This window comes from Collinsella sp. LCP19S3_A7, from assembly GCF_052121995.1.
GTDB lineage: Bacteria > Actinomycetota > Coriobacteriia > Coriobacteriales > Coriobacteriaceae > Collinsella.
Genome location: NZ_JBQKDE010000011.1, coordinates 13,467 through 32,723 on the forward strand (window position 1 = coordinate 13,467; position 19,257 = coordinate 32,723).

18 protein-coding genes are annotated in these 19,257 nt (G+C 56.4%); 5 read left to right on the top strand and 13 right to left on the bottom strand.

The annotated features are described in order from the left end of the window. Positions 1-18: 18 nt before the first annotated feature. Positions 19-237: a hypothetical protein gene (locus ACTQV3_RS06175; RefSeq protein ID WP_441068174.1), complete on the bottom strand. Its 219-nt coding sequence runs from the start codon at positions 235-237 to the stop codon at positions 19-21. A gap of 20 nt (positions 238-257) precedes the next feature. Continuing rightward, positions 258-3,368, bottom strand: a complete 3,111-nt coding sequence (locus ACTQV3_RS06180) for a hypothetical protein (RefSeq protein ID WP_441068176.1) — start codon at positions 3,366-3,368, stop codon at positions 258-260. A 198-nt stretch (positions 3,369-3,566) separates the two neighbouring features. Here ACTQV3_RS06180 and ACTQV3_RS06185 point away from each other — a divergent pair, with 198 nt between their 5' ends. Both ACTQV3_RS06185 and ACTQV3_RS06190 read left to right on the top strand, forming a co-directional pair. Then, a complete protein-coding gene (locus tag ACTQV3_RS06185) occupies positions 3,567-4,589 on the top strand; it encodes a helix-turn-helix transcriptional regulator (protein ID WP_441536013.1) in 1,023 nt (340 codons plus the stop codon). Further along, positions 4,576-5,493, top strand: coding sequence for a helix-turn-helix transcriptional regulator (locus ACTQV3_RS06190; RefSeq protein WP_441068178.1), 918 nt, complete (start codon positions 4,576-4,578; stop codon positions 5,491-5,493). Before ACTQV3_RS06185 ends, ACTQV3_RS06190 begins: the two co-directional genes overlap by 14 nt. On the opposite strand, the gene ACTQV3_RS06195 is transcribed toward ACTQV3_RS06190, so the two are convergent. Both ACTQV3_RS06195 and ACTQV3_RS06200 read right to left on the bottom strand, forming a co-directional pair. Then, positions 5,490-8,384: a helicase C-terminal domain-containing protein gene (locus ACTQV3_RS06195; protein WP_441068180.1), complete on the bottom strand. Its 2,895-nt coding sequence runs from the start codon at positions 8,382-8,384 to the stop codon at positions 5,490-5,492. The genes ACTQV3_RS06190 and ACTQV3_RS06195 overlap by 4 nt on opposite strands. Next, the gene (locus ACTQV3_RS06200; protein WP_441068182.1) at positions 8,378-9,343 is read right to left on the bottom strand and encodes a D-alanine--D-alanine ligase family protein; all 966 of its coding nucleotides are present in this window, start codon (positions 9,341-9,343) and stop codon (positions 8,378-8,380) included. Before ACTQV3_RS06200 ends, ACTQV3_RS06195 begins: the two co-directional genes overlap by 7 nt. 85 nt (positions 9,344-9,428) lie before the next feature. Here ACTQV3_RS06200 and rlmN point away from each other — a divergent pair, with 85 nt between their 5' ends. Beyond that, positions 9,429-10,481 carry a 23S rRNA (adenine(2503)-C(2))-methyltransferase RlmN gene (gene rlmN / locus ACTQV3_RS06205; RefSeq protein WP_154516799.1) on the top strand — a complete coding sequence of 351 codons (1,053 nt, stop codon included), beginning with the start codon at positions 9,429-9,431 and terminating at the stop codon, positions 10,479-10,481. Between the two features lie 191 nt (positions 10,482-10,672). Here the strand turns inward: rlmN and ACTQV3_RS06210 are convergent, their stop codons facing one another. From ACTQV3_RS06210 to rpmH, 9 genes are all read right to left on the bottom strand, one after another. Continuing rightward, positions 10,673-10,927: a hypothetical protein gene (locus ACTQV3_RS06210; RefSeq protein ID WP_441068184.1), complete on the bottom strand. Its 255-nt coding sequence runs from the start codon at positions 10,925-10,927 to the stop codon at positions 10,673-10,675. Then, on the bottom strand, positions 10,917-11,822 hold the full coding sequence (locus tag ACTQV3_RS06215; protein WP_441068186.1) for a ParB/RepB/Spo0J family partition protein: 906 nt from the start codon (positions 11,820-11,822) through the stop codon (positions 10,917-10,919). The genes ACTQV3_RS06210 and ACTQV3_RS06215 overlap by 11 nt, the downstream gene beginning before the upstream one ends. Next, positions 11,815-12,615 (bottom strand): ParA family protein, encoded by an 801-nt coding sequence (locus tag ACTQV3_RS06220; RefSeq protein ID WP_441068188.1) that lies wholly within the window; start codon positions 12,613-12,615, stop codon positions 11,815-11,817. Before ACTQV3_RS06220 ends, ACTQV3_RS06215 begins: the two co-directional genes overlap by 8 nt. A 130-nt stretch (positions 12,616-12,745) precedes the next feature. Beyond that, on the bottom strand, positions 12,746-13,483 hold the full coding sequence (gene rsmG / locus ACTQV3_RS06225) for a 16S rRNA (guanine(527)-N(7))-methyltransferase RsmG (RefSeq protein WP_441068190.1): 738 nt from the start codon (positions 13,481-13,483) through the stop codon (positions 12,746-12,748). 96 nt (positions 13,484-13,579) lie between these two features. Next, entirely contained in the window at positions 13,580-14,149 is a 570-nt protein-coding gene (locus tag ACTQV3_RS06230) for a Jag family protein (RefSeq protein ID WP_154516793.1), read from the bottom strand. A gap of 44 nt (positions 14,150-14,193) precedes the next feature. Next, the gene (locus tag ACTQV3_RS06235; protein WP_441068192.1) at positions 14,194-14,964 is read right to left on the bottom strand and encodes a YidC/Oxa1 family membrane protein insertase; all 771 of its coding nucleotides are present in this window, start codon (positions 14,962-14,964) and stop codon (positions 14,194-14,196) included. A gap of 29 nt (positions 14,965-14,993) precedes the next feature. Continuing rightward, positions 14,994-15,218, bottom strand: a complete 225-nt coding sequence (yidD, locus tag ACTQV3_RS06240) for a membrane protein insertion efficiency factor YidD (protein ID WP_441068194.1) — start codon at positions 15,216-15,218, stop codon at positions 14,994-14,996. Further along, complete coding sequence (gene rnpA / locus ACTQV3_RS06245; protein ID WP_154516785.1) at positions 15,215-15,553, bottom strand: ribonuclease P protein component; 339 nt, start codon at positions 15,551-15,553, stop codon at positions 15,215-15,217. The genes yidD and rnpA overlap by 4 nt, the downstream gene beginning before the upstream one ends. 20 nt (positions 15,554-15,573) lie before the next feature. Then, entirely contained in the window at positions 15,574-15,708 is a 135-nt protein-coding gene (gene rpmH, locus ACTQV3_RS06250) for a 50S ribosomal protein L34 (RefSeq protein ID WP_019127408.1), read from the bottom strand. Between the two features lie 345 nt (positions 15,709-16,053). On the opposite strand from rpmH, the gene ACTQV3_RS06255 reads away from it, so the two are divergent. Both ACTQV3_RS06255 and ACTQV3_RS06260 read left to right on the top strand, forming a co-directional pair. Then, a complete protein-coding gene (locus tag ACTQV3_RS06255; protein ID WP_441068196.1) occupies positions 16,054-17,430 on the top strand; it encodes an ATP-binding protein in 1,377 nt (458 codons plus the stop codon). Positions 17,431-17,445: 15 nt separating this feature from the next. Further along, entirely contained in the window at positions 17,446-19,149 is a 1,704-nt protein-coding gene (locus tag ACTQV3_RS06260; protein WP_441068198.1) for a DnaA ATPase domain-containing protein, read from the top strand. The last annotated feature ends 108 nt before the right edge of the window (positions 19,150-19,257 follow it).

The window sequence follows — 19,257 nt, forward strand, 5'->3', positions numbered from 1 at the left end:
GGCGTATGTAACCAAAGGCTATTCCGTATACGCAGACCCGCCGTCAACAAGTTCCAGATCGCCATCCGAAATGCCGTCGGCACCCAAACTCTGCTCTTGCTCCACCTCTTCGCTCATCGTAGACCTGGGCGTCGACCCCTTAGCGCCCACGATATATGCGGCCCCCAGACCCATAGCGATGGCGATCAAAAACAGAACCACATAGACGGGCCAATGGCGTTTGATGTATGAAAACACGCTAACTCCTTAGAGGTCCGCTACGAACGGCGGATGACCTCGGTAACAACCTCGGACACCGTAGCGATGTTCGTCGGGTTGACGTTGTACGGCAAATCGTCTTCGGTGCGCGCACAGGCAAGACGCGGGCCATCGACACCGGCAATTGTGAGGGCGCGACGGCTCGCCTCGAGCGCGGCATAGGCATCGGTCTTGGCATAGGGCATCTCAAACGCGCCACAATCAACGTGGAACGACTTGCACACCTTGCTGACCAGATTCATGATGCGGCGATCACCCTTGAGCAACTGTTGCTCGCCTTCGACCGTCACGACCGAAAGCCTACCGGCTCCAATGGACTCAAGATTGATAAAGAACACACCACGCAGCTTATCGCGATGGGCTTCGAGGAACGCCTTCATACCGGCGCCGTCACAATCCGAGGCACCCGTTGCCACAAACCAGATATCGTGACCAAGCAGCTCGTCATCACCCATGGAGGCAACAGCCGAAAGCATGTCCTCGGCAGAAGCGCCGTCAGAAGAGGTGGCACCGCCCTTCCAGCCGTTATCATCGTCCTCAAAGTTATCCCAAGAGCCGATACCGCGGCCAGACTTCTTAGCATCGTAGTCATCCTCGACACCCAGCCAGTCGCTCATGCTGTTCTGCTCATTCTTCTTTTTGCGTCCGAACAAGCCGCCCAGACCGCGCTTCTGAGGCTTTGCCTCCTTGACGACGGGAGCCGAGATGGTTTCGATGGGCTGAGCGCCCGAAGAAACGGGCATGGAGGGGGCAACCGGTGCCGACGTGGGCTCGGGCCCCTGAGCCGTCGCGAAAGGATCGTCGGCCTGAGCCGAGGGGTCGGGGAGATCGAAGAGAGATGTGCGGGATGCGACGTTGGCCTGCTGCATCGAGGGCAGCGACGGATCGGGAACCGAGGCAAGCGGCGAAGAAGAAGGTGTGGGCACCGGAACAGAAGCGGGATCGGGGATATTCATCTGCGGACGCGGTGCGGCCTTGGACGAAATCTGTGCCATGAGCGAATCAACCGTCTCGACCTGCGCCGATGCGGGGTTGGCAACCGTGGAGCCGGGATCGCTCGGGGCAGGCATGGTAAAGATCTGCGTAGAGTACGGCCTGGACTCATCGGCGTTAGAAACCACCGGGGTCTCTTCTTGCTCAACGACGACCGTCGCGTCGGCTTCAATCTCGTCGGCGGTGTTCGTCTCGGCGTCAACGTTCTCAACCTGCTCGGCATCGACACTCTCAGCCGGCTCGGCTTCGGGCGCCTCGATCTCATCTGCAGCATCCTGGGACTCATCGGAAACAGAAAGGGGCTCGGCGATGGCAGTACCCTGCTTCTCGAACGTTATCGTGGCATCGAACTTCGCGGCATCGAGCGTCTCGGTGGCGTCGATTGGCTGCTGGGCCTCAAAGGACGTCGTAGCCTCGGCGACCTCCGTCGCGGCAGGCTGCTCAGCCTCATGCTGTTCAAATTCCCGCGCCGCACGCTCACGCTCGGCCTCGGCAGCCTGCTGGTGGGCAATAGCCTCCTGCTCTGCCACCTCGCGCGCAGCGGCACGCTTTTCCTCAAGGTCGTCGACAAGTTTTTTACCCTTAGCGAGTGCGCCCTTAAAGAAGCTTGAAGCGCTGGCTCCAATCGAAGAGAACGCAGATGCTATATCGGCATGGGGCGTCGCGACCGGTAGATCGGCCGAAAAATCGGTATCGCTCTCATAGGAAACGCGCTGCGGATACTCATCGTAATCGCTGGCGGAATCGTCGTACACATCCTGAACCACCGGAGCGGGTGCAGCGGTGTCCGGCTCGGGTGCAGGGCTGGGCTCGGGCTCCGTCTCGGGCTCGGTATCGACGACGGGCTCGTCGGCAGGCGCGGCGACAGGTTCAACCGAAGCAGGCTCGGGATCGATCGTCGGCTCCTCGCCCTCTTCGTAATCAAGCGTGCACGACTCGGGAAGCATCCCCAAGGCACGAATGGCATCAGAACCAAAGCGAATATTACCGGCAGCATTGCGATACAGCTTGGGCTCGGGCTCGCTCGGCTCAGCGACAGCGGGCGCCCCAATCGACTCGACGACATCCTCATCCGCGACCGGCTCGGCAGCAACCTCGGCTTCAGCCAGAGCCTCGGGAGCAATGACACCAATCAGGGTTTCGTCAGCTGAGGCACCCTCAAAGCCATCGATCTGCTCGTCAAAAACTTCGCCCTGCTCGGATTCGGGAGCGATCGGCTGGCCAAACTCGTCCTCGGTGTAGGAGGGCTCTTCGTACTCGATCGTGTTGCCGTAGTCGTTTTGCTGCTGGGCAGCGGCATACTCAGCCGCCGCGCGCGCCATCTCCTCGGCACGACGCTTTTGCTCATCAAAATAGTCATCAAACGGAATGTCGTTGGGGAACTCGTTTTCTCCCTGGTAAGGGGCAACGTTATCCATGACACCGAGCATCGCGGCTACAGAAGACTTATTGCAGACCGCACCGGACGTATAGGGGAGAACAAAACGGTTGGCAATGATATTGGCCGCGTTGGCGAGCGCCACAAGAGAGGCGAGGATCGCAACGATCCAAAGCAGAACCTTCAGAGCGCCGGGGAGCGGCAGAATACGCAGAATGGCGACGGCGGCGGGGACAATCGTGGCGACCGGCAGCATCTTGGCGATGAGCGCGCGATACGGCGCGTACGGTTCGCGAGCGAGGAGCTCGGCACGCGGAGAATCGTAATGGGCGACAACAACCACCGGACGGTTGCGCGGAGATGCAAGCGGACCTGTGGCCTTGTGATAGGCAATGACATTTTGACTCACGCCCGTCTTGCCCAGGCGAGAGATAACAGGGCGACCGGTACGCTCGAGTACATACAACACGGCACCGGCGATGGCCAGCAGAACACCGATTAAGCCGATGCTGCCGCCAATACCCATAAGCAGGGCACCGGCAAAAGACAGAATGCCTGTGACGGCAAATGCCAGCCTGCTGGGTGCAGGAGCGTTAAATTCCTGGACTTCGGGATCAAAGCCATGATTGCGGAAGATCTGGGCGATATCCTCGGCAGCCAAACGCTCTTCTTCGCTGCACGCCGGCGTGATGCCCGTGCCCTGTAGCAGATGATTGATATAGTTCTGGGTGTTCGCCATGTGCGCTCCACATCCATAATCCGACAAATAGGCCCAATGCTTGCACATTAGAACCGTATATAGTCGAAAGTATACCCCGAGCGAACGCAATCGGCCGAAATCTGGGCATCTTAACGCACTGAGCGGACAAGGATATAGCCTAATCTCCATATCGGATTAAAATCATGGCATCAAATAACCTTCCCATGCGAGGATTCTATGACGGTAAGCGATATGACCGCGACAAACAAAACAAATGCGCCAGAACCCGGTTTCGACAAAACCGCCCAGCGTATCCTCAACCTTTTCTTTGTCCTCAACAGTTCCCCCGAGCCCTTAACTACCGAGCAGATCGTGCTGGATTCTGACCTAGGCTACGGATCGGGCAACGTCGACTCGGATAAGCGAAAGTTTCGCCGCGACCGCGACAAGCTGCTCGAGCGGGGCATTGTGATCAAGGAAGTTCGCGCCGCGGGTGCCCAGGAGACCGAGGAGAGCGCCTGGACAATCGACCGTGAGCATACGTTTGCCGCGGGCGGCTTGATCACCGCAGACGATGCCGACATTCTGCTAAACGCTATCGATCAGACCCTCACCACGGGCTCTTCGGCCTTTGCGACCCCGCTCGCCGACATACGCTCCAAAATTGCCTATCTTACCGGCGAGACGAATACGGCCGAGCCCCCCGTTGTTCACTCGCCGACGGTCGATGCGGTATGGAGCGCGTTTGCCGACCGATGCGCGCTGCGTTTTTTGTATCAAAACGGACGGGGTGAGCAACGACAACGCACTGTTTGCGTCTACGGCATGTTCGAGCGCGAAGGAACAGCCTACTTTTGCGGCCTAGATGACGCCACCGGCAAAATCAGAACCTTTCGCTGCAATCGCATCGTTCGTGCGTGGCGTCCATCGCGGGCCTACGCCATTCCCGCGGACTTCAATCTCAACGATTACCTCTTCTTTGAATTCGATTTCTCCGATTGCCAGCCCGTCACGGCAACTTTCTCGTTTGCTCCGCAGGCTCAATCCGACATGGTCCACGGCCTCACACGTGGGCGAGGAAGGCTCGAGCACGCCAAAGAAGGCTGGACCTGGACCGTTGACGTTCGCGACCTGAATGCGGCGGCGTCATTTTGCATGGAACACAGTGTTGACGGTATGAGGCCCGTAGCGCCCAACGAACTCAAGCAGGCGTGGAACCGCCTCATCGAAAGGACAGTGAGCGCTCATGGCCGTGCGTAAGCTCACCAGCGAACAAAGGCTCTCGCGCTCCATCGACATTATGGAGGCACTCTATGCCGCCGGCGAGGCGGGCATGACGCGAGACGAAATCTGCAGTCGCTTCGATATCTCCGGAGCTTCGCTCGACGAGATCATCGGCATCATCTCGACGCTCGCAGACCGCGAATCGGGCGCGCGCATCATTTGCGAATGCCGCGATGAACGTATGGTTCTCATCGGCGATGCGGGCCGTGTGCTGCCGCTTCGCCTGAGTGCCGCCGAGGGCGCCGTACTCAACCATGAATTGGAGTCGCTCGGAATCGAAGAGTGCGCGGCGGCGCGCATCCGGCGCGCACTCCTTCCGGCGGAACTCGGATACAACCAACGCGTTGTCGATACCGTCGCCCGCGGATCTTATTGGCAGCAACTCTGCTGTGCAATCCAGGATGGCGTGCGATGCCTCGTCACCTACCGCTCCCTGGACGACCAGCATCCACGCAGGCGATTGATCGACCCCCTAAAGATCACGACCAATGGCGACCAAACGTACCTGATTGCCTGGGATGTCGAGGCAGACGGGCAGCGCTCCTACCGTATGGACAAGATCGAGGAGCTTCTGCTGACGGAGGACTCCGTCGTGCGTCACACGACCGAAACCACGTCCCTGCACGATTCCCTTGCACAGGCAAGCCAGAGCGTTAAGCTCCTGATGCCGCTCGATATGGCAAAACGCGTGAGGTGGGCAGGTATCAGGTCAATTAAAGCCGATGGGGAGGGTACGGCAAGCGTGACCGTTTGCTATAGCTCCGAAAACTGGCTGTTTAGCCAGATTATCGCAGCGGGCGGAGCCATCCGCATCGCAGACGACCCCGCCCTTTCAAAGCGTCTATGTGATGCCGCCGAGGCAATGGCCTTCCGTTCTTAGCGATGGCGTTCGTGCGCTTGGCGCCATAACTGAAGATAGTGGCCGATCTGCGCCGTTTCGATGCGCTGATACGAGCTGGTAGGCAGCGATGTCAGAAATTTCTTGCCGTAACCCTTCGTCACCAGACGCGGGTCGGCCAAAATCAACACGCCGCAATCGGTCGATGAGCGAATCAGGCGACCGGCCGCCTGCTTGACCTCGAGAACCGCCTCGGGCAGCGAGTAGCGTACCCAGGCGCGGTCCTCGCGCAGATTGCGCTCGCACGAGAGAGGATCGGTGGGGCTCGAGAATGGCAGCTTGGGGATAATGACGCATCTCAGCGTCTCGCCGCTGGCATCGAAGCCCTCCCAAAATGCCTTGAGAGCAAAGAGCGACGAGGTCGACTCGTTGATAAAGCGATCGCGCAAGCGACGGGGGGACGAATTGCGCTGCTGGCAATTGAGTTCCAGGCCGGCACGCGCCAGCTTGGGCTCAACCCGAGCGTACAGGTCTTCCATATCGCGGCGATTGGTGAACAGCGTGAGCACCGACCCGCCCATGGCAAGATGGGCATCGACCAGCACGCGCTCGAGCGCGGACAGATAGCCCTCGCGGTCGCGAGGGTCGGGAATGTCCCCCGCCACGACTACGGCCATGTTTGAATCGAAGTCATAGCTCGAATCCAGATGTAGTGACGAGGACGCCGAAGCGCCAATGCGATCGAGGCCTACGGCATGGTTAAAGTGCTCAAAGCTCTTGGACACCGTCATGGTTGCCGAGGCAAAGATGGCCGTATGCACCTCGGGCAGCCACTCGTTCGCCAGGGCCTCGCCGATGTCGATGCGCTCGGCGGTCATGGATTCTCCGCCTGCACGTAGGCGGCGGTTGACCTGCAGCGAGTACACATAATGCTCGTCGGTGCCGTCAATGATGAGCTTGAGGTTCTCGGCCAGCTCGTGCAGACGGCGCGAAATATCGCCCAGGTCGACGACGACCTCGGGTTTATCGGCAGCGACAGCCTGCACCAGCGCGGCAACATTTTTATCCGCCTGCTCCAGGGCATCGATAGCAGCGGTGGCAGACTGCAAGAAGTCATGCCAGTCATCCGACTCGCGCAACTCGGGGCCAATCCACAGATTTGCGCTGTCGTAGCCACCGTGGGCGCGACGGCCGAGCTCACGCACGCCGTCAAACACCTCGGCGAGTGCCATGCTCGCGCGTGCGACCGTAGACGTCGCCTTCGCGGTGAGCCCCAGATAAAGCGTGGAGCCTTCGGATGTCGCCAAATCACGAGATACCTGGCTCAATGCACCGGAGCTCGACCCGCCAAGGCGCTCAAATAGCACGCGAGATTCGTCTGCCGAGACCACGCGCGCCCACTGGCGGCGCGCCTCGCGCTCGATGGAATGGGCCTCGTCGATTACCCAGTGGCGGATGGGAGGCAAAATTCTCCCTTCGGCCGCAACGTTGCGAAACAGCAGGGAATGATTTGTGACCACGACATCGGCATGCGCCGCGCGACGACGGGCACCGTGGACGAGGCATTTATCGGGGAAGAACGGACACAGGCGGCGAGCGCATTCGCGCGAGGCCGTCGTAAAGTCGGGACGGTTGACGCTGCGCCAGCGAATGCCGAGCGAATCGAGGTCACCATCGGCAGATTGGCACACATACGCCATGATCACCGCAACCGCTGTGAGCGTGTCGGCAGGATCGCGCTTGGTGGTAATCTCGGTCTGACTTCGGCTCATGCGCTCAAGTTTGCGCAGGCACGGATAGTGGTCATATCCCTTGAGCGCACAGAATGACAAGCCTCCGTCCAGCTGTTCGGCGAGTTTTGGCAGCTCGTGGTACATAAGCTGATCGGCAAGATTATTCGATTTGGTCGCAATGCCAACGGTAATGTTGTTTCGGCGGGCGGCCTCGGCAAAGGGCACGAGATACGCCATCGATTTACCGACGCCCGTACCGGCCTCTATCACGCGATGCGTATCCGTAACCAACGCGTCGCGTACCTCGAGCGCCATGGCAATCTGCTCGTCGCGCGGCTCATAAGTGGGATACATGCGATTGACCAGGCCACCGGGGGCATAATCCGCCTCAATCTCTTCGCGGCTCGGCATGTTAAGAACCGGCAGCTCGTCGGCATCCACGCGATCATCGGCGCGATCGGCCTTGAGCACGTCGGCGCGGGCGGCAGCAAGCGAGAAAATCGAGCCGGGGTTTTGACCTGCCAAAAACGAGAAAATGGGACGATAGGACCAAGGAACATCCGCGTGCATATCCGCCAGACGCGCCATAAGGCCCTGCGGCAAGTCCGTAAGGGCAACCAGCAGCACGCGCCACACCCCACACAGGGCATCGACATCGGCGTTTGCGCGGTGCGACACGGAGTCGCAGCCAAACAGATCGGCCATAAAGGACAACTTGTGCGATGCCAGGCGCGGCAGCGCGATACGGGACAGCGCCAGCGAATCGATCCAGATGTCGCTGACGTTGACACCGCCCTTGACCGATTCGATGAACGATCGGTCAAACGTGGCATTGTGCGCGATAACCGGGCACCCGCCCACAAAATCGGCGAGCGCAGCCACGGCCTCTACAGCCGAGGGGGCATCGGCCACATCGGCGTTTGTGATGCTTGTGAGCTCAGTGATTTCGGCAGGGATCAGCTGCTTGGGATGCACAAACGTATCAAAGCGGTCAACGACCTCGCGGCCCGAAAGACGGGCCGCGGAAATCTCGATAAGCTCGTTGTCCTGGACCGAAAGACCCGTGGTCTCGGTATCGAGGACGATAACATCCTCCTCGATAAGGCCAAACGATTGTGTGCGGGCACGCTCGGCGAGCGTTGCATAGGAATCAATGACAAACTGCGGCGTTCCAGGAGATACAGCGTCCTCGATTAGCATGCAATGCCCGCTCGACGGAGACCCATGCGAATCAGACTGTCACAGACCTGCGGGAAGGTCATGTCTTTGGTATGACGAATCTCGTCCGGATACAGCGACGTATCGGTCATACCGGGAATCGTATTGGTCTCGAGGATGACGGGGCCGTCCTCGCTCACGATAAAATCGCTGCGCGAAATGCCCAAACAGCCGAGGGCTTTGTGGGCCGCACAGGCAAGTTCCTGGGCACGAGCATAGTTTTCGGGCGAAATCTGCGCCGGAATACGGTGGATATCCGTGGGATCGACGTACTTCACATCCAGGTCATAGAACTCGCAGTCCTCAGGCTTGCGAATCTCGACGATCGGCAGGGCGCGCACGTTATCCTCGCCGTAGACGCCTACGGTAATCTCGGTTCCCTCGATGCACTTTTCGACCAGCACCTTATCGCCGTACTCAAAGGCCTTGGCGATGGCGGCAGGCAGCTCAGAGGGCTCGTGTACCAGGGAGATGCCGTAGCTGGAGCCGTTGACGGCGGGCTTTACAAAGCAACGATCGCCGCAAATCTCAACGATGCGATCGATATCAACCTCGTCGCCCGCCTCAAGCGCCAAACCGGGGGCAATGGGGATGCCCGCCTTGGCATACAGAAGCTTTGAAACCTCTTTATCGGCGCCACACGCGCTGGCGAGCACACCCGACGCCGTATAGGGGATACCCAGCGTCTCCATGGCCCCCTGCATGGCGCCATCCTCGCCGCCGGCGCCGTGCATGGCGATAAACGCCACGTCAAAATCGCCAGTTGCCATAGTCACCATAAAATCATCGGCAGCCGTATCGAGCAGCTCCACCGAAGTGTAGCCAGCCTCCTTTAGGGCCACCACGACGTTCTTTCCCGAATTGAGCGAAATCTCGCGCTCGGCGGAATGGCCGCCCGCCAAGACCGCTACGTGCATGTTCTCTAGGCTTTTACCCGGCATGGGCAGACTCCTCCTCTATGATTTCTGCAGCTGATACCATATTGTAGCGATACCCCCTACGTTTCCCCAAAATCGAAAGGCTTCCATGAATCCCAGGACTAAATCTCAGGACATTCGCGACTTGAGCCAAAACGATATTCGCGAGCTCGTGGCCGAACTCGGCCAGCCCGCTTTCCGCGCGAAGCAGCTCATTGAATGGGTTTTTGAGAAGAACGTTTGTTCGTTTGACGATATGACCAACCTTCCCAAGGCTTTCCGCGAGCAGTTAAAGGAGGCATTTGCCTTCGACACGCCGACCGAGCTCACCAAGCAGGTGTCCAAGGACGGCTCTCGTAAATACCTACTCGAGTACCACGATGGCATTTCTGTCGAGACCGTCGGCATGCCCCGTCGTAACAAGCTCTCTGTCTGCGTATCCACCCAGGCCGGCTGCGGAATGGGCTGTGCTTTTTGCGCTACCGGTCTCAACGGCCTCAGGCGCTCGCTGACCGCCCAGGAAATCGTCGACCAGGTACTTCACGTTTCCAATGATTTTGGCGAGCGCGCGACAAGCGTAGTGTTCATGGGCCAGGGCGAGCCTTTTGCCAACTACGATGAGGTTCTTAAGGCGCTGCGCATCCTTAATGACCCCGACGGTATCGGCATTGGAGCGCGCCATCTCACCGTGTCTACCAGCGGTGTTATTCCTGGCATCCGTAAGTTTGCCGACATTCCCGAGCAGTTCACCCTAGCTGTCTCGCTGCACTCCGCTATCCAGTCCACACGCAATAAGCTCATGCCCGGTGTCAAGAAATACACACTCCTGCGCCTACACGAGGCACTGCAGCTCTACACCGAGAAGACCGGCCGCCGTCCGACGTACGAATATGCCATGATCGAGGGCGTCAACGACACTAACCCCGAAATGCAGGCGCTCTGCGACTTCTGTGAGGGCACGCTATGCCACGTCAACCTGATTCAGCTCAACGATATTGAGGGCAGCCCGCTCAAGCCGTCACCGATCCATAAGGTAGAAGACCTTCAACGCCGTCTTGAGTCCCGTGGTATCGAGACCACGATCCGCAACTCTCGTGGCAACGATATCGATGCCGCTTGTGGCCAACTCAAGCAGCGTTTCAAAGTTCAGAAGAACGCCTAGGGGAGACCAGCCTAAACGTTTCATGTGAAACATCAGAAAGCCCCGGTTGCTTAATTGCAACCGGGGCTGTTTCATATTCATCGATTATCTGCATCATACGATTGTCCAGCATTTTTTAGGACGAAATTAGGGATCCCTGTTCTAGTGATCAGACAATGGCCCCTCAGAATAAGCGATTAATTGTTAGGTACCTAAAAGCCTACATTTTCCCACTGATGATTTACCCAATCCTGGTTGATCTTGGGATTCTTAGTCATCTGAGCTGTACGCATGGCAACATCCTCAGTCATAACATCCATTTTCTTTTTAGATGTTTCGACGATATCCTGCGCTCCGCGAAGTAAACGACCACGTAATTCGTCATCTGTCGCAATCTTATAACCGGCAAAAGCGCCAACTGCAACAGTAGCAGCCAAAGCGACAGCAGTCAGAACTTTATTCCTCATCCTGACCTCCTTGATCAAATTGAATGATTTCGCCCAGAATGCGAGAGAGCTCCTCTTCATCCTTAAATTCAATCTCGATCTTATTCTTGCCGCGCGAGCTCTTTACGCGAACGTTCGTGTTAAACACCTGACGCAGAACGCGTGCCGCCTTTTTAAAAGACTGAGGCGTTGCGGTTCGAGGCGTTTTTGGTGTCTCTCCGGCAGAAAACAACGGAGCAAGATTTTCTGTCGCGCGGACGGACAATCCTTCTGCAATGACCTTCTCAGCTAACTTAATTCGTGCATCTTCATATGGAACCGCAAGAATTGCACGAGCATGGCCAGCAGTCAGCTTACCTTCAAAGATCATCTGCTGAACAACCTCTGGAAGATCAAGTAGGCGCAGCGAATTGGTGATTGCAGAGCGAGACTTGCTAACAGCCTTTGACAAGGCCTCTTGAGTCATACCACTCGCATCGATGAGCTGTCGATACCCCTTAGCCTCTTCGACGGGATTGAGGTCAGAGCGTTGCAGATTTTCAATCAATGCAAGCGCAAGCATCTGTTCATCATCAACATTTTTTATGATGACAGGAACTTCCTCAAGTCCAGCAAGCTTAGAAGCCTGATAACGGCGCTCACCCGCGATAATCTCATAACCATTACCGTGCTTGCGTACAAGAAGCGGCTGAAGAACGCCATGCTCCTGAATCGACTCACTCAACTCTCTAAGCTCAGTCTCATTAAAATGAATTCGGGGTTGGTTGGGGTTTGGAACGATATCTTCGATTGGAAGTTTAGTTTTCGAAGCAGCATTGGATGCGGACGTCGCAGATCCACCGGTCTCATATTCTGCTTCGGAGACCAGCGCATTGAGTCCGCGACCTAAACCGCCACGCTTCTTAGGACTAGGCACGTTTGATCACCTCTTTGGCAAGGTTCATATACGCCTTTGCACCCTTATTTTGCGGCGCATATGTAATCACCGGCTCACCGAACGATGGTGCTTCTGATATTTTAACTGTACGCGGAATCAAGGTTTTAAATGCCTTATCGCCAAAGTACGACTGCACTTCTTCGACGACCTGATTTGAGAGCGATGTGCGCGAATCATACATCGTCATAAGCACGCCATAGGTATCAAGGCTCTTATTTAAGCGTGTTTTGACCATCTTCATCGACTCAAGCAGCTTCGTAACACCTTCGAGTGCGTAATACTCGCACTGAATCGGAATCAGAACACTGTCCGCCGCCGTCAACGCATTAATGGTCAACAAGCCAAGTGAAGGCGGACAGTCGATAAATATGAAGTCAAACTCATCCTTAACAGGCTCAAGCAGATCCTTCAAGCGCGTTTCTCGTGCAATTGCGCTTACAAGCTCAATTTCGGCACCTGCAAGCTGGATAGTAGCCGGAATTACAAATACCTTACTGCAATTTGTATCCAGAACAAGCGATTCTGCCGGAATATCATTCAGCAATGCATCATAGATGCAGTTATCGAGTTCTTCTTTTTCGATTCCAAAGCCGCTCGTGCTATTACCCTGTGGATCAAAATCGACAATCAGCGTCTTTCGACCCTGTTCACCCAGTGCTGCTGCAAGGTTTACTGCTGTGGTGGACTTACCCACACCACCCTTTTGATTGATGATTGCAATGATACGCGTGTCTTTTGCGCTCTTTGAACGCTTAACGTCGCGAAATCCCACGGTCCCTCCTGGTGTATTTTAAGCTGTTAAACGGAGGATGTTTCACGTGAAACATTCCGATTCATCATCTGTTATGTTTCACGTGAAACATAACAAGTACTTACTATCCATTATGTTTCACGTGAAACATCTAGGCAAGCGGATTCTTCTTCGCCATGCCATTAGCACGTGGAAGCGAAATAGCTGCCGGACGAGATTTTTTTAGAATGATAAACTCGCGATGACCCAAGCCATTTGGCAAATCTAAATCATCTGTCATAAGTGTGGTGAACCCGCATATGCTAGCGGCAGTTAGACCAGACTGAAGTTCGACGTCTGACGGGTTTCCCTTAGTAATAACAAAGAGACCACTATCTATTAGAAATGGTGAAGCGTACTCGACGAGAACTGGTAACGGTGCAAGTGCACGAGCAGTAACAACAGCAAACTGTTTCTTATGGCTTCGGGCATATTCTTCAAGACGATCATGAACCGCGTGAGCATGCTTGAGACCGAGAGCCTCAACAAATGAGTTAACGGCATCAACCTTCTTGCCAACCGAATCGATATAGGTAGCCTTACGTCCGCTAGCAATTGTCAAAGGGATACCAGGAAACCCAGCACCAGTACCCATGTCTAACAAAGCGCCTTCTGGAGCTATGTCTATATAGGGAAGCAACACAAGCGAATCAAGAATATGAAGAACAGCCGCATCTTCGATATTTAGGATGCGCGTAAGATTGGTGGTCTTATTAGCCTCCAAAACAAGATCTAAATGCTCAATACAGGAGCGAAGGGCATCATTGGAGACCTTCAAAGAATAGTCTTCGCAATACGAAATTAGACGACTAAGCATCTGGCTTGTCTGCTCATCGGTTAGTACAAACAAGACAAACTCCTATCTGACAAAAATCAGTGTATCAAGAACTTTTGACAAAAAAAGGGGACGTGGAAACCACGCCCCCTTAAGATAAGCTCGTTTAGGTCATCGAGCAACAATCACAACATGACGATCGGGGTCAGAACCCTCAGAATGCGTGTCGACGGCGTCGTTGCCGCGAAGAGCAATATGAACCAGACGGCGCTCGTAGGCATTCATGGGAGGAAGCGAAACGCTTTTGTGAGTGCGAACTGCCCGCTCGGCAGCAGACTGAGCCATAGAGGCAACCTTGTCCTGGCGGCGGCTCTTATATCCCTCGACGTCGACGACAACCGGATACCTAAAGCCGAGCTTGCGGCTCACCAACAGCGAGAACATAACCTGAAGGGCATCAAGGGTGCGACCATGACGACCAATTAGGACGGCAAGGTCGGGAGCCGTTACATCAAGAATCAGTTCGCCCTCGTCGCCCTCATACTCATCGATAGGAGAGTTGGCGGCGTCGAAATGCGAAAGGATGGAACGAAGAATAGAAATCGCAACATCGGCAATGGTGTCGAGCTCTTCATCCGTAAGCTCTTCACCAGCCTTGTAGCGCTGTGCAATCTCGAGATAATCGCCCGCGGCCTGCGGGGCAACCTCCTCAAGCATATCCTCGACGATCTCTTCAGACATAACGTACTCCAAAAGTTAGGTACCTAAATAAGATTACTATACCGCTACTTCTTCTTGTGCGGGCGCGGCTTCTTCTCGCGACGCGTGACCTCAACCTGCAGCGGGGCGTTCTTAAGACGCTCCTCCTCTTCGGCCTTAGCCTTATCGATAACCTTCTGCGTCACAAAGATCTGCTGGATGACCTGCCAGGCAGAAGACACGTCGTAGTACAAAAGAACACCAACGGGCAGGCTCCAACCCATCCAGAGCATCATGACGGTCATGACGACGGCCATCATGCGCATGCTCTGGGCCTGCTGACCAGTCTGATTGCGCGACATGTACAGCTGCGGAATCAGGGTCAGGACAGCAAACAGAATCAGGCAAACCAGCGCAGGCAGTGCGACCATAAAGCCATCGGCAAAAGAGGCACTCGGCGTGGTAGTCAGATCGGGCAGAATGTTGAAGAACGAGAAGGTGCCCTCGTTAAAGTAATGCGGCAGGTTGCGCAGAAGCGTAAACAGGGCAATGAGGATAGGCATCTGAATCAGAAGCGGCAGGCAGCCGGACAGCGGATTGAACTTGTTCTCGCTGTAGAACTTCTGCATCTCCTCGGCCTGACGTTGGGGATCGTCGGCGTAGCGCTCCTGGATCTCGAGCATCTTGGGCTGCAGCACCTGCATACGGGCCGTCGACTTGGTCGACTTGAGCATGAGCGGCGTCAGCAGCAGACGGACGATGACCACCAGGATAATGATGGACAGGCCCCAGTCGACCGCAAAGGTCTGGATGAGCTTGAGCAGCTCGAAAAGGATGTTAACAATCCAATCCCACATGTAATTTTTCCTCCGATAGCGAGTGCCCGCTAGGGCACAGGGTCATAACCGCCGACGTGCAGGGGATTGCAGCGAGCGATGCGCCTCACGGCAAGCCAGCAGCCTCTACAAACACCGTATTTCTCGATAGCCTGGACGGCGTAATGAGAACACGTTGGATAAAAAATGCAGGCGTCAGGCAATAAGGGCGAAATAACCTGTTGATATATGCGAATAGGAGCGATGGCAACACGTCGCAAAACGTGATTGCTCATCGCTCCTCCCCGGCAACGCCGGCGCGTATCACAAGCGAACGCAATGCCTCGTTCATTTCCTCCGGCGACGAGATCCTCGTCTTGGGGGTCGCGAACAAGATGATATCATAACCCGCAACGGGAAATCCGCAGCTGCGGGCGGCCTCGCGCATCACACGCTTAGAACGGTTGCGCACAACTGCGCAACCGAGTCGTTTAGCACCAACGAAGGCGACCCTTCCAGAGTCGCCTTCGCCAACCGATTCACATATGGTCATTCGAATCAGAGGATGATTGAAACGACGCCCCTGACTGAACACATGCTCGAAATCTTGCCGAGACTTAATAGTCTTCATGCGAGATGTGTGTATCGCTGCTAGACAGTGAGACGCTTGCGGCCCTTGGCGCGGCGACGGGCGAGCACGGCACGACCACCCTTGGTGGCCATACGGGCACGGAAGCCATGGGTCTTGGCACGCTTACGCTTATTAGGCTGATACGTACGCTTCATCTTAAGTTCCTCCTGCTGCATTTCGAGTGTCCGCGAGGGCGCGGACGCAGATATAGACACGTGAGCTTGAAGATTGTAGGGAAATCAATGTTCAAATGTCAAGAAATCAAAGGTAAAAGGTTGCGCAGTTCACACGGTTCCGCCATAAGCCGGATGAGTTTTTGAGTATGACTCCAACTTTTCACGATATTTCACCGAGTTTTCGACAGGTCATGTTGGCAATGTTGAGAACTTTTCGCCCATTTTCCAAAGTTTTCAACATGTTTTGAAAACTTGTCGAAAGATGAGAAACATTGCGCGGTGAGCTACTATTTATCCGAAACCTTTTGAAAGATTGCGAGCGGCATGTCTGACGACTTTTACACCATGGTCGATTCCGGTGACCCGGCACCCGACAACGAGCACATCAACGGCGTACGCGAAGAGCGCGAAGAGGGCGAGCAGACATCAAAACAGACACCGAAAACCATGTATGCGGCGCGCGTCGCCGTCTATGACGACATGCTTTCGACCCCGCGCGTGATCGTCATCGAGCCGCAAGACATCCGCACGTATCTGGAAGAGACGACTAACACCGTCTACCAGTGCATGAAAGAGCAAGGCGGACACATCTCGCTCATGGTTATCCGCGAGATTGTCGAAAACTTTATCCACGCCCACTTTGCCGAGCCCATTATCTCGATCCTGGACGGCGGGGAAACTATCCGCTTTGCCGACCAAGGTCCGGGCATCGACGACAAAGAGCGCGCCTTCGACTTTGGCGTCACCAGCGCAAACAGCAAGATGAAGCGGTATATACGCGGCACCGGGGCAGGTTTTCCCATGGTGCAGGAATACCTGGAAAACGCCGGCGGGGCAGTCTCCATCGAAGATAACATGGGCAACGGCACCGTCGTCACGGTGAGCCTCGACCCCAAGCGCGTGCAGGAAATTGAGCGCGCGGGAGGGCGCGGGGCAGCCGTGCGCCCCGAGGCCCAGGGGTCGGAATACCCACTGCCGGGAGCATTTCCACAGCAAGCAATGATGACTCCGCAGCAAACCATGGCCGCGTCCCCACTGCAACGGCCCATGGCTTCGCAGCAGATGCATCAACCCAGCATGCCGCCCATGCAGGACCCCCAGCCCGCGGGACAGACGACAACTCAAGGCTCGGCAGAGTCCATGGTCCCGGCCGATTTGGATGCAGCCGCGATGCAGCAGGTGACGGGCATGCAAGGAGCTCGGCAGATGGGCTTCCAACCGTACCCGCAGGCATATCCGGGACAATATATGCCGCAGCAGGGATACTCCCAGCAATATATGCAGCAGTATCCCCAGGGCTATCAGCAGCCGTATCAGCAGATGCCGCAGCCGTACCATCCCTGGGCCCAGCAGATGCCGCCGCAGCCATACCAACAGTGGCCGCAAAGTTTTCAACAGCCGATGCCAACCATGCAGAGTTCTCAACAACCAGCAGCTCAAATGATGTATCCTAATGCGGCGAATCAATACGCACAGCCGCAACCGGACGTGTTTGTGAGCGAGCGCGGCAACGCGGCGCTGGGATATCTGTCTCAAAACCAAGAGTGCGGCGCCACCGACCTGGCGCGAGCATTTGGAAACTCCGCGCCCACGTGGTCACGCACACTCAATGACTTGGCGCAGGCCGGCTTGGTAATCAAACACGGTCAGAAATACCATCTGACCGAACTCGGCAGCGCTCGCGTGCGTGCCCAAAGTTAAGGAACGGGAGAGACAGTGGACGAGGAAGCAAGCATCATCCTGGAGGATGCCATCGCCTTTTGCCAGCGCGACGGCCAAGATGCACGCCTCATCAACATGTTGGGGCAATCGCGTGCCGTGAGCCTGACCGAGGACACCTTGACCATCGAGGCACCGTCGCGCTTTGCCATTGCGCAGCTCAAAAAGCACCAGCCGACTATCGAGCACTACCTAGAAGAGATTGCCTTTGCGCCGATCGCGCTCAACATCGTGGCCCCGCAGGGTCCCACGACAGGCGCCACAGGGACGGCACCCGTCACTCCCCCTTTGACGACCGTCGCCCCCGTGGCGGCTCCGGAGACCAATGCGAGCGATGTTTCCCGTGAAACCATGCCCCACGCAACAGCCGTGCCGGTAGCAACCGCGCCCAGCGTTTCACACATGCCCGTCGCGCACGACGCGACGCCGGGCGAAGAACCGGGCGTCGCGATCAAAAACACGCTGTCGGCCGACGATTTCCGCCGCATGATGAATCAGATGAAGGGCGTGGCACCCGCCAAGAACGCAAAACCAGTCTCGACATCGCCTGTGAGCGTGCCTGCGGCTGCGGCGCCGGGCGAGCAGAACGCCGATGGCGCACCCCTCGTGGCCAACTCAAAATTCACCTTCGAAAACTTTGTCTACGGCCCCGAAAACAGCCACGCCTATCGTTCGGCGCTTAAATTCGCCGCACTCGCAGACGAACGCGGTACTTGCACATCCCTGTTCATCTATGGCAAATCGGGATTAGGCAAGACCCACCTGCTGCTCGCTATCAAAAACGAGCTCGCCGAGAAGTCGCCCGAGATCAAAGTGAAATACGCCAACTCACAGGCATACATCGATGATCTGATGACAGAATTCGACCGCCAAAAGAAGAGTAACGCCCCCATCATGCAGGCATACCACGGCGTGGACGTGCTCATCATCGATGACATCCAAAACATCATCGGCAAGCGCGCGAGCGTGGATTACTTTTTCCAGCTCATGGACGAGTTTATCCGCAACAACAAGAAGGTCGTGATTGCCGCAGACCGTGCGCCCAAGGACCTGAACATGGACGAGCGCCTGACCAGCCGCTTTAACGCCGGCATGCTCTGCTTGGTAGCAGAGCCCAGCTACGAGATGAAGTACAAGATTCTGCAGCGCTATTACGAGAACACGATCGCGGCGGCGCCCGAGGCGGGCGACGACTCGCTGCTGGCGGCCTACGGTGGCGACAGCGGACATCTGACCGACGAGCACTTTAAACATATGGCGGAGGTATCGGGCACCAACATCCGTGAGCTCGAGAGCTTCTGCGAGCGCTGCGCCGGGGAGGCGGGCGACCGCGAGCGCGAGGGTAGCGAGCTGAGCTTCGACGATATCGATGCCATCGCCAGCCAGTACTTCGACACGTCGGCCAAAAAGATCAACGTGCAGACAGTTCAGTCTGTTATCGAGGAGCAGTATGGCGTGACGCATGAGGAGCTCATTGGTCCGCGCCGCAATGCCAATATCGCCAAGGCGCGCCATATCGCCATCTACCTAGCGATCGAGATGTGCGAGATGACAACCACCGCCGTGGGTGCGGAGTTTGGCAACCGCAACCACTCGACCGTCAGCACGAGCTACAAAAAAGTCCAGAAGATGATTCAGGAAGACCGGACCGTGACCGAGGACCTCAAATCGCTACGAGACAAAATTACACTGCGCTCGTAGGGAAATAGGCACACCTGTTGAAAACTTGTCGAAACCGCGGGCATAAGGTGTCTAAAACCCAGCCCGCTCCGATGAAAAGTTTTGCGCAGGTTTTGAACGTGGAAAACG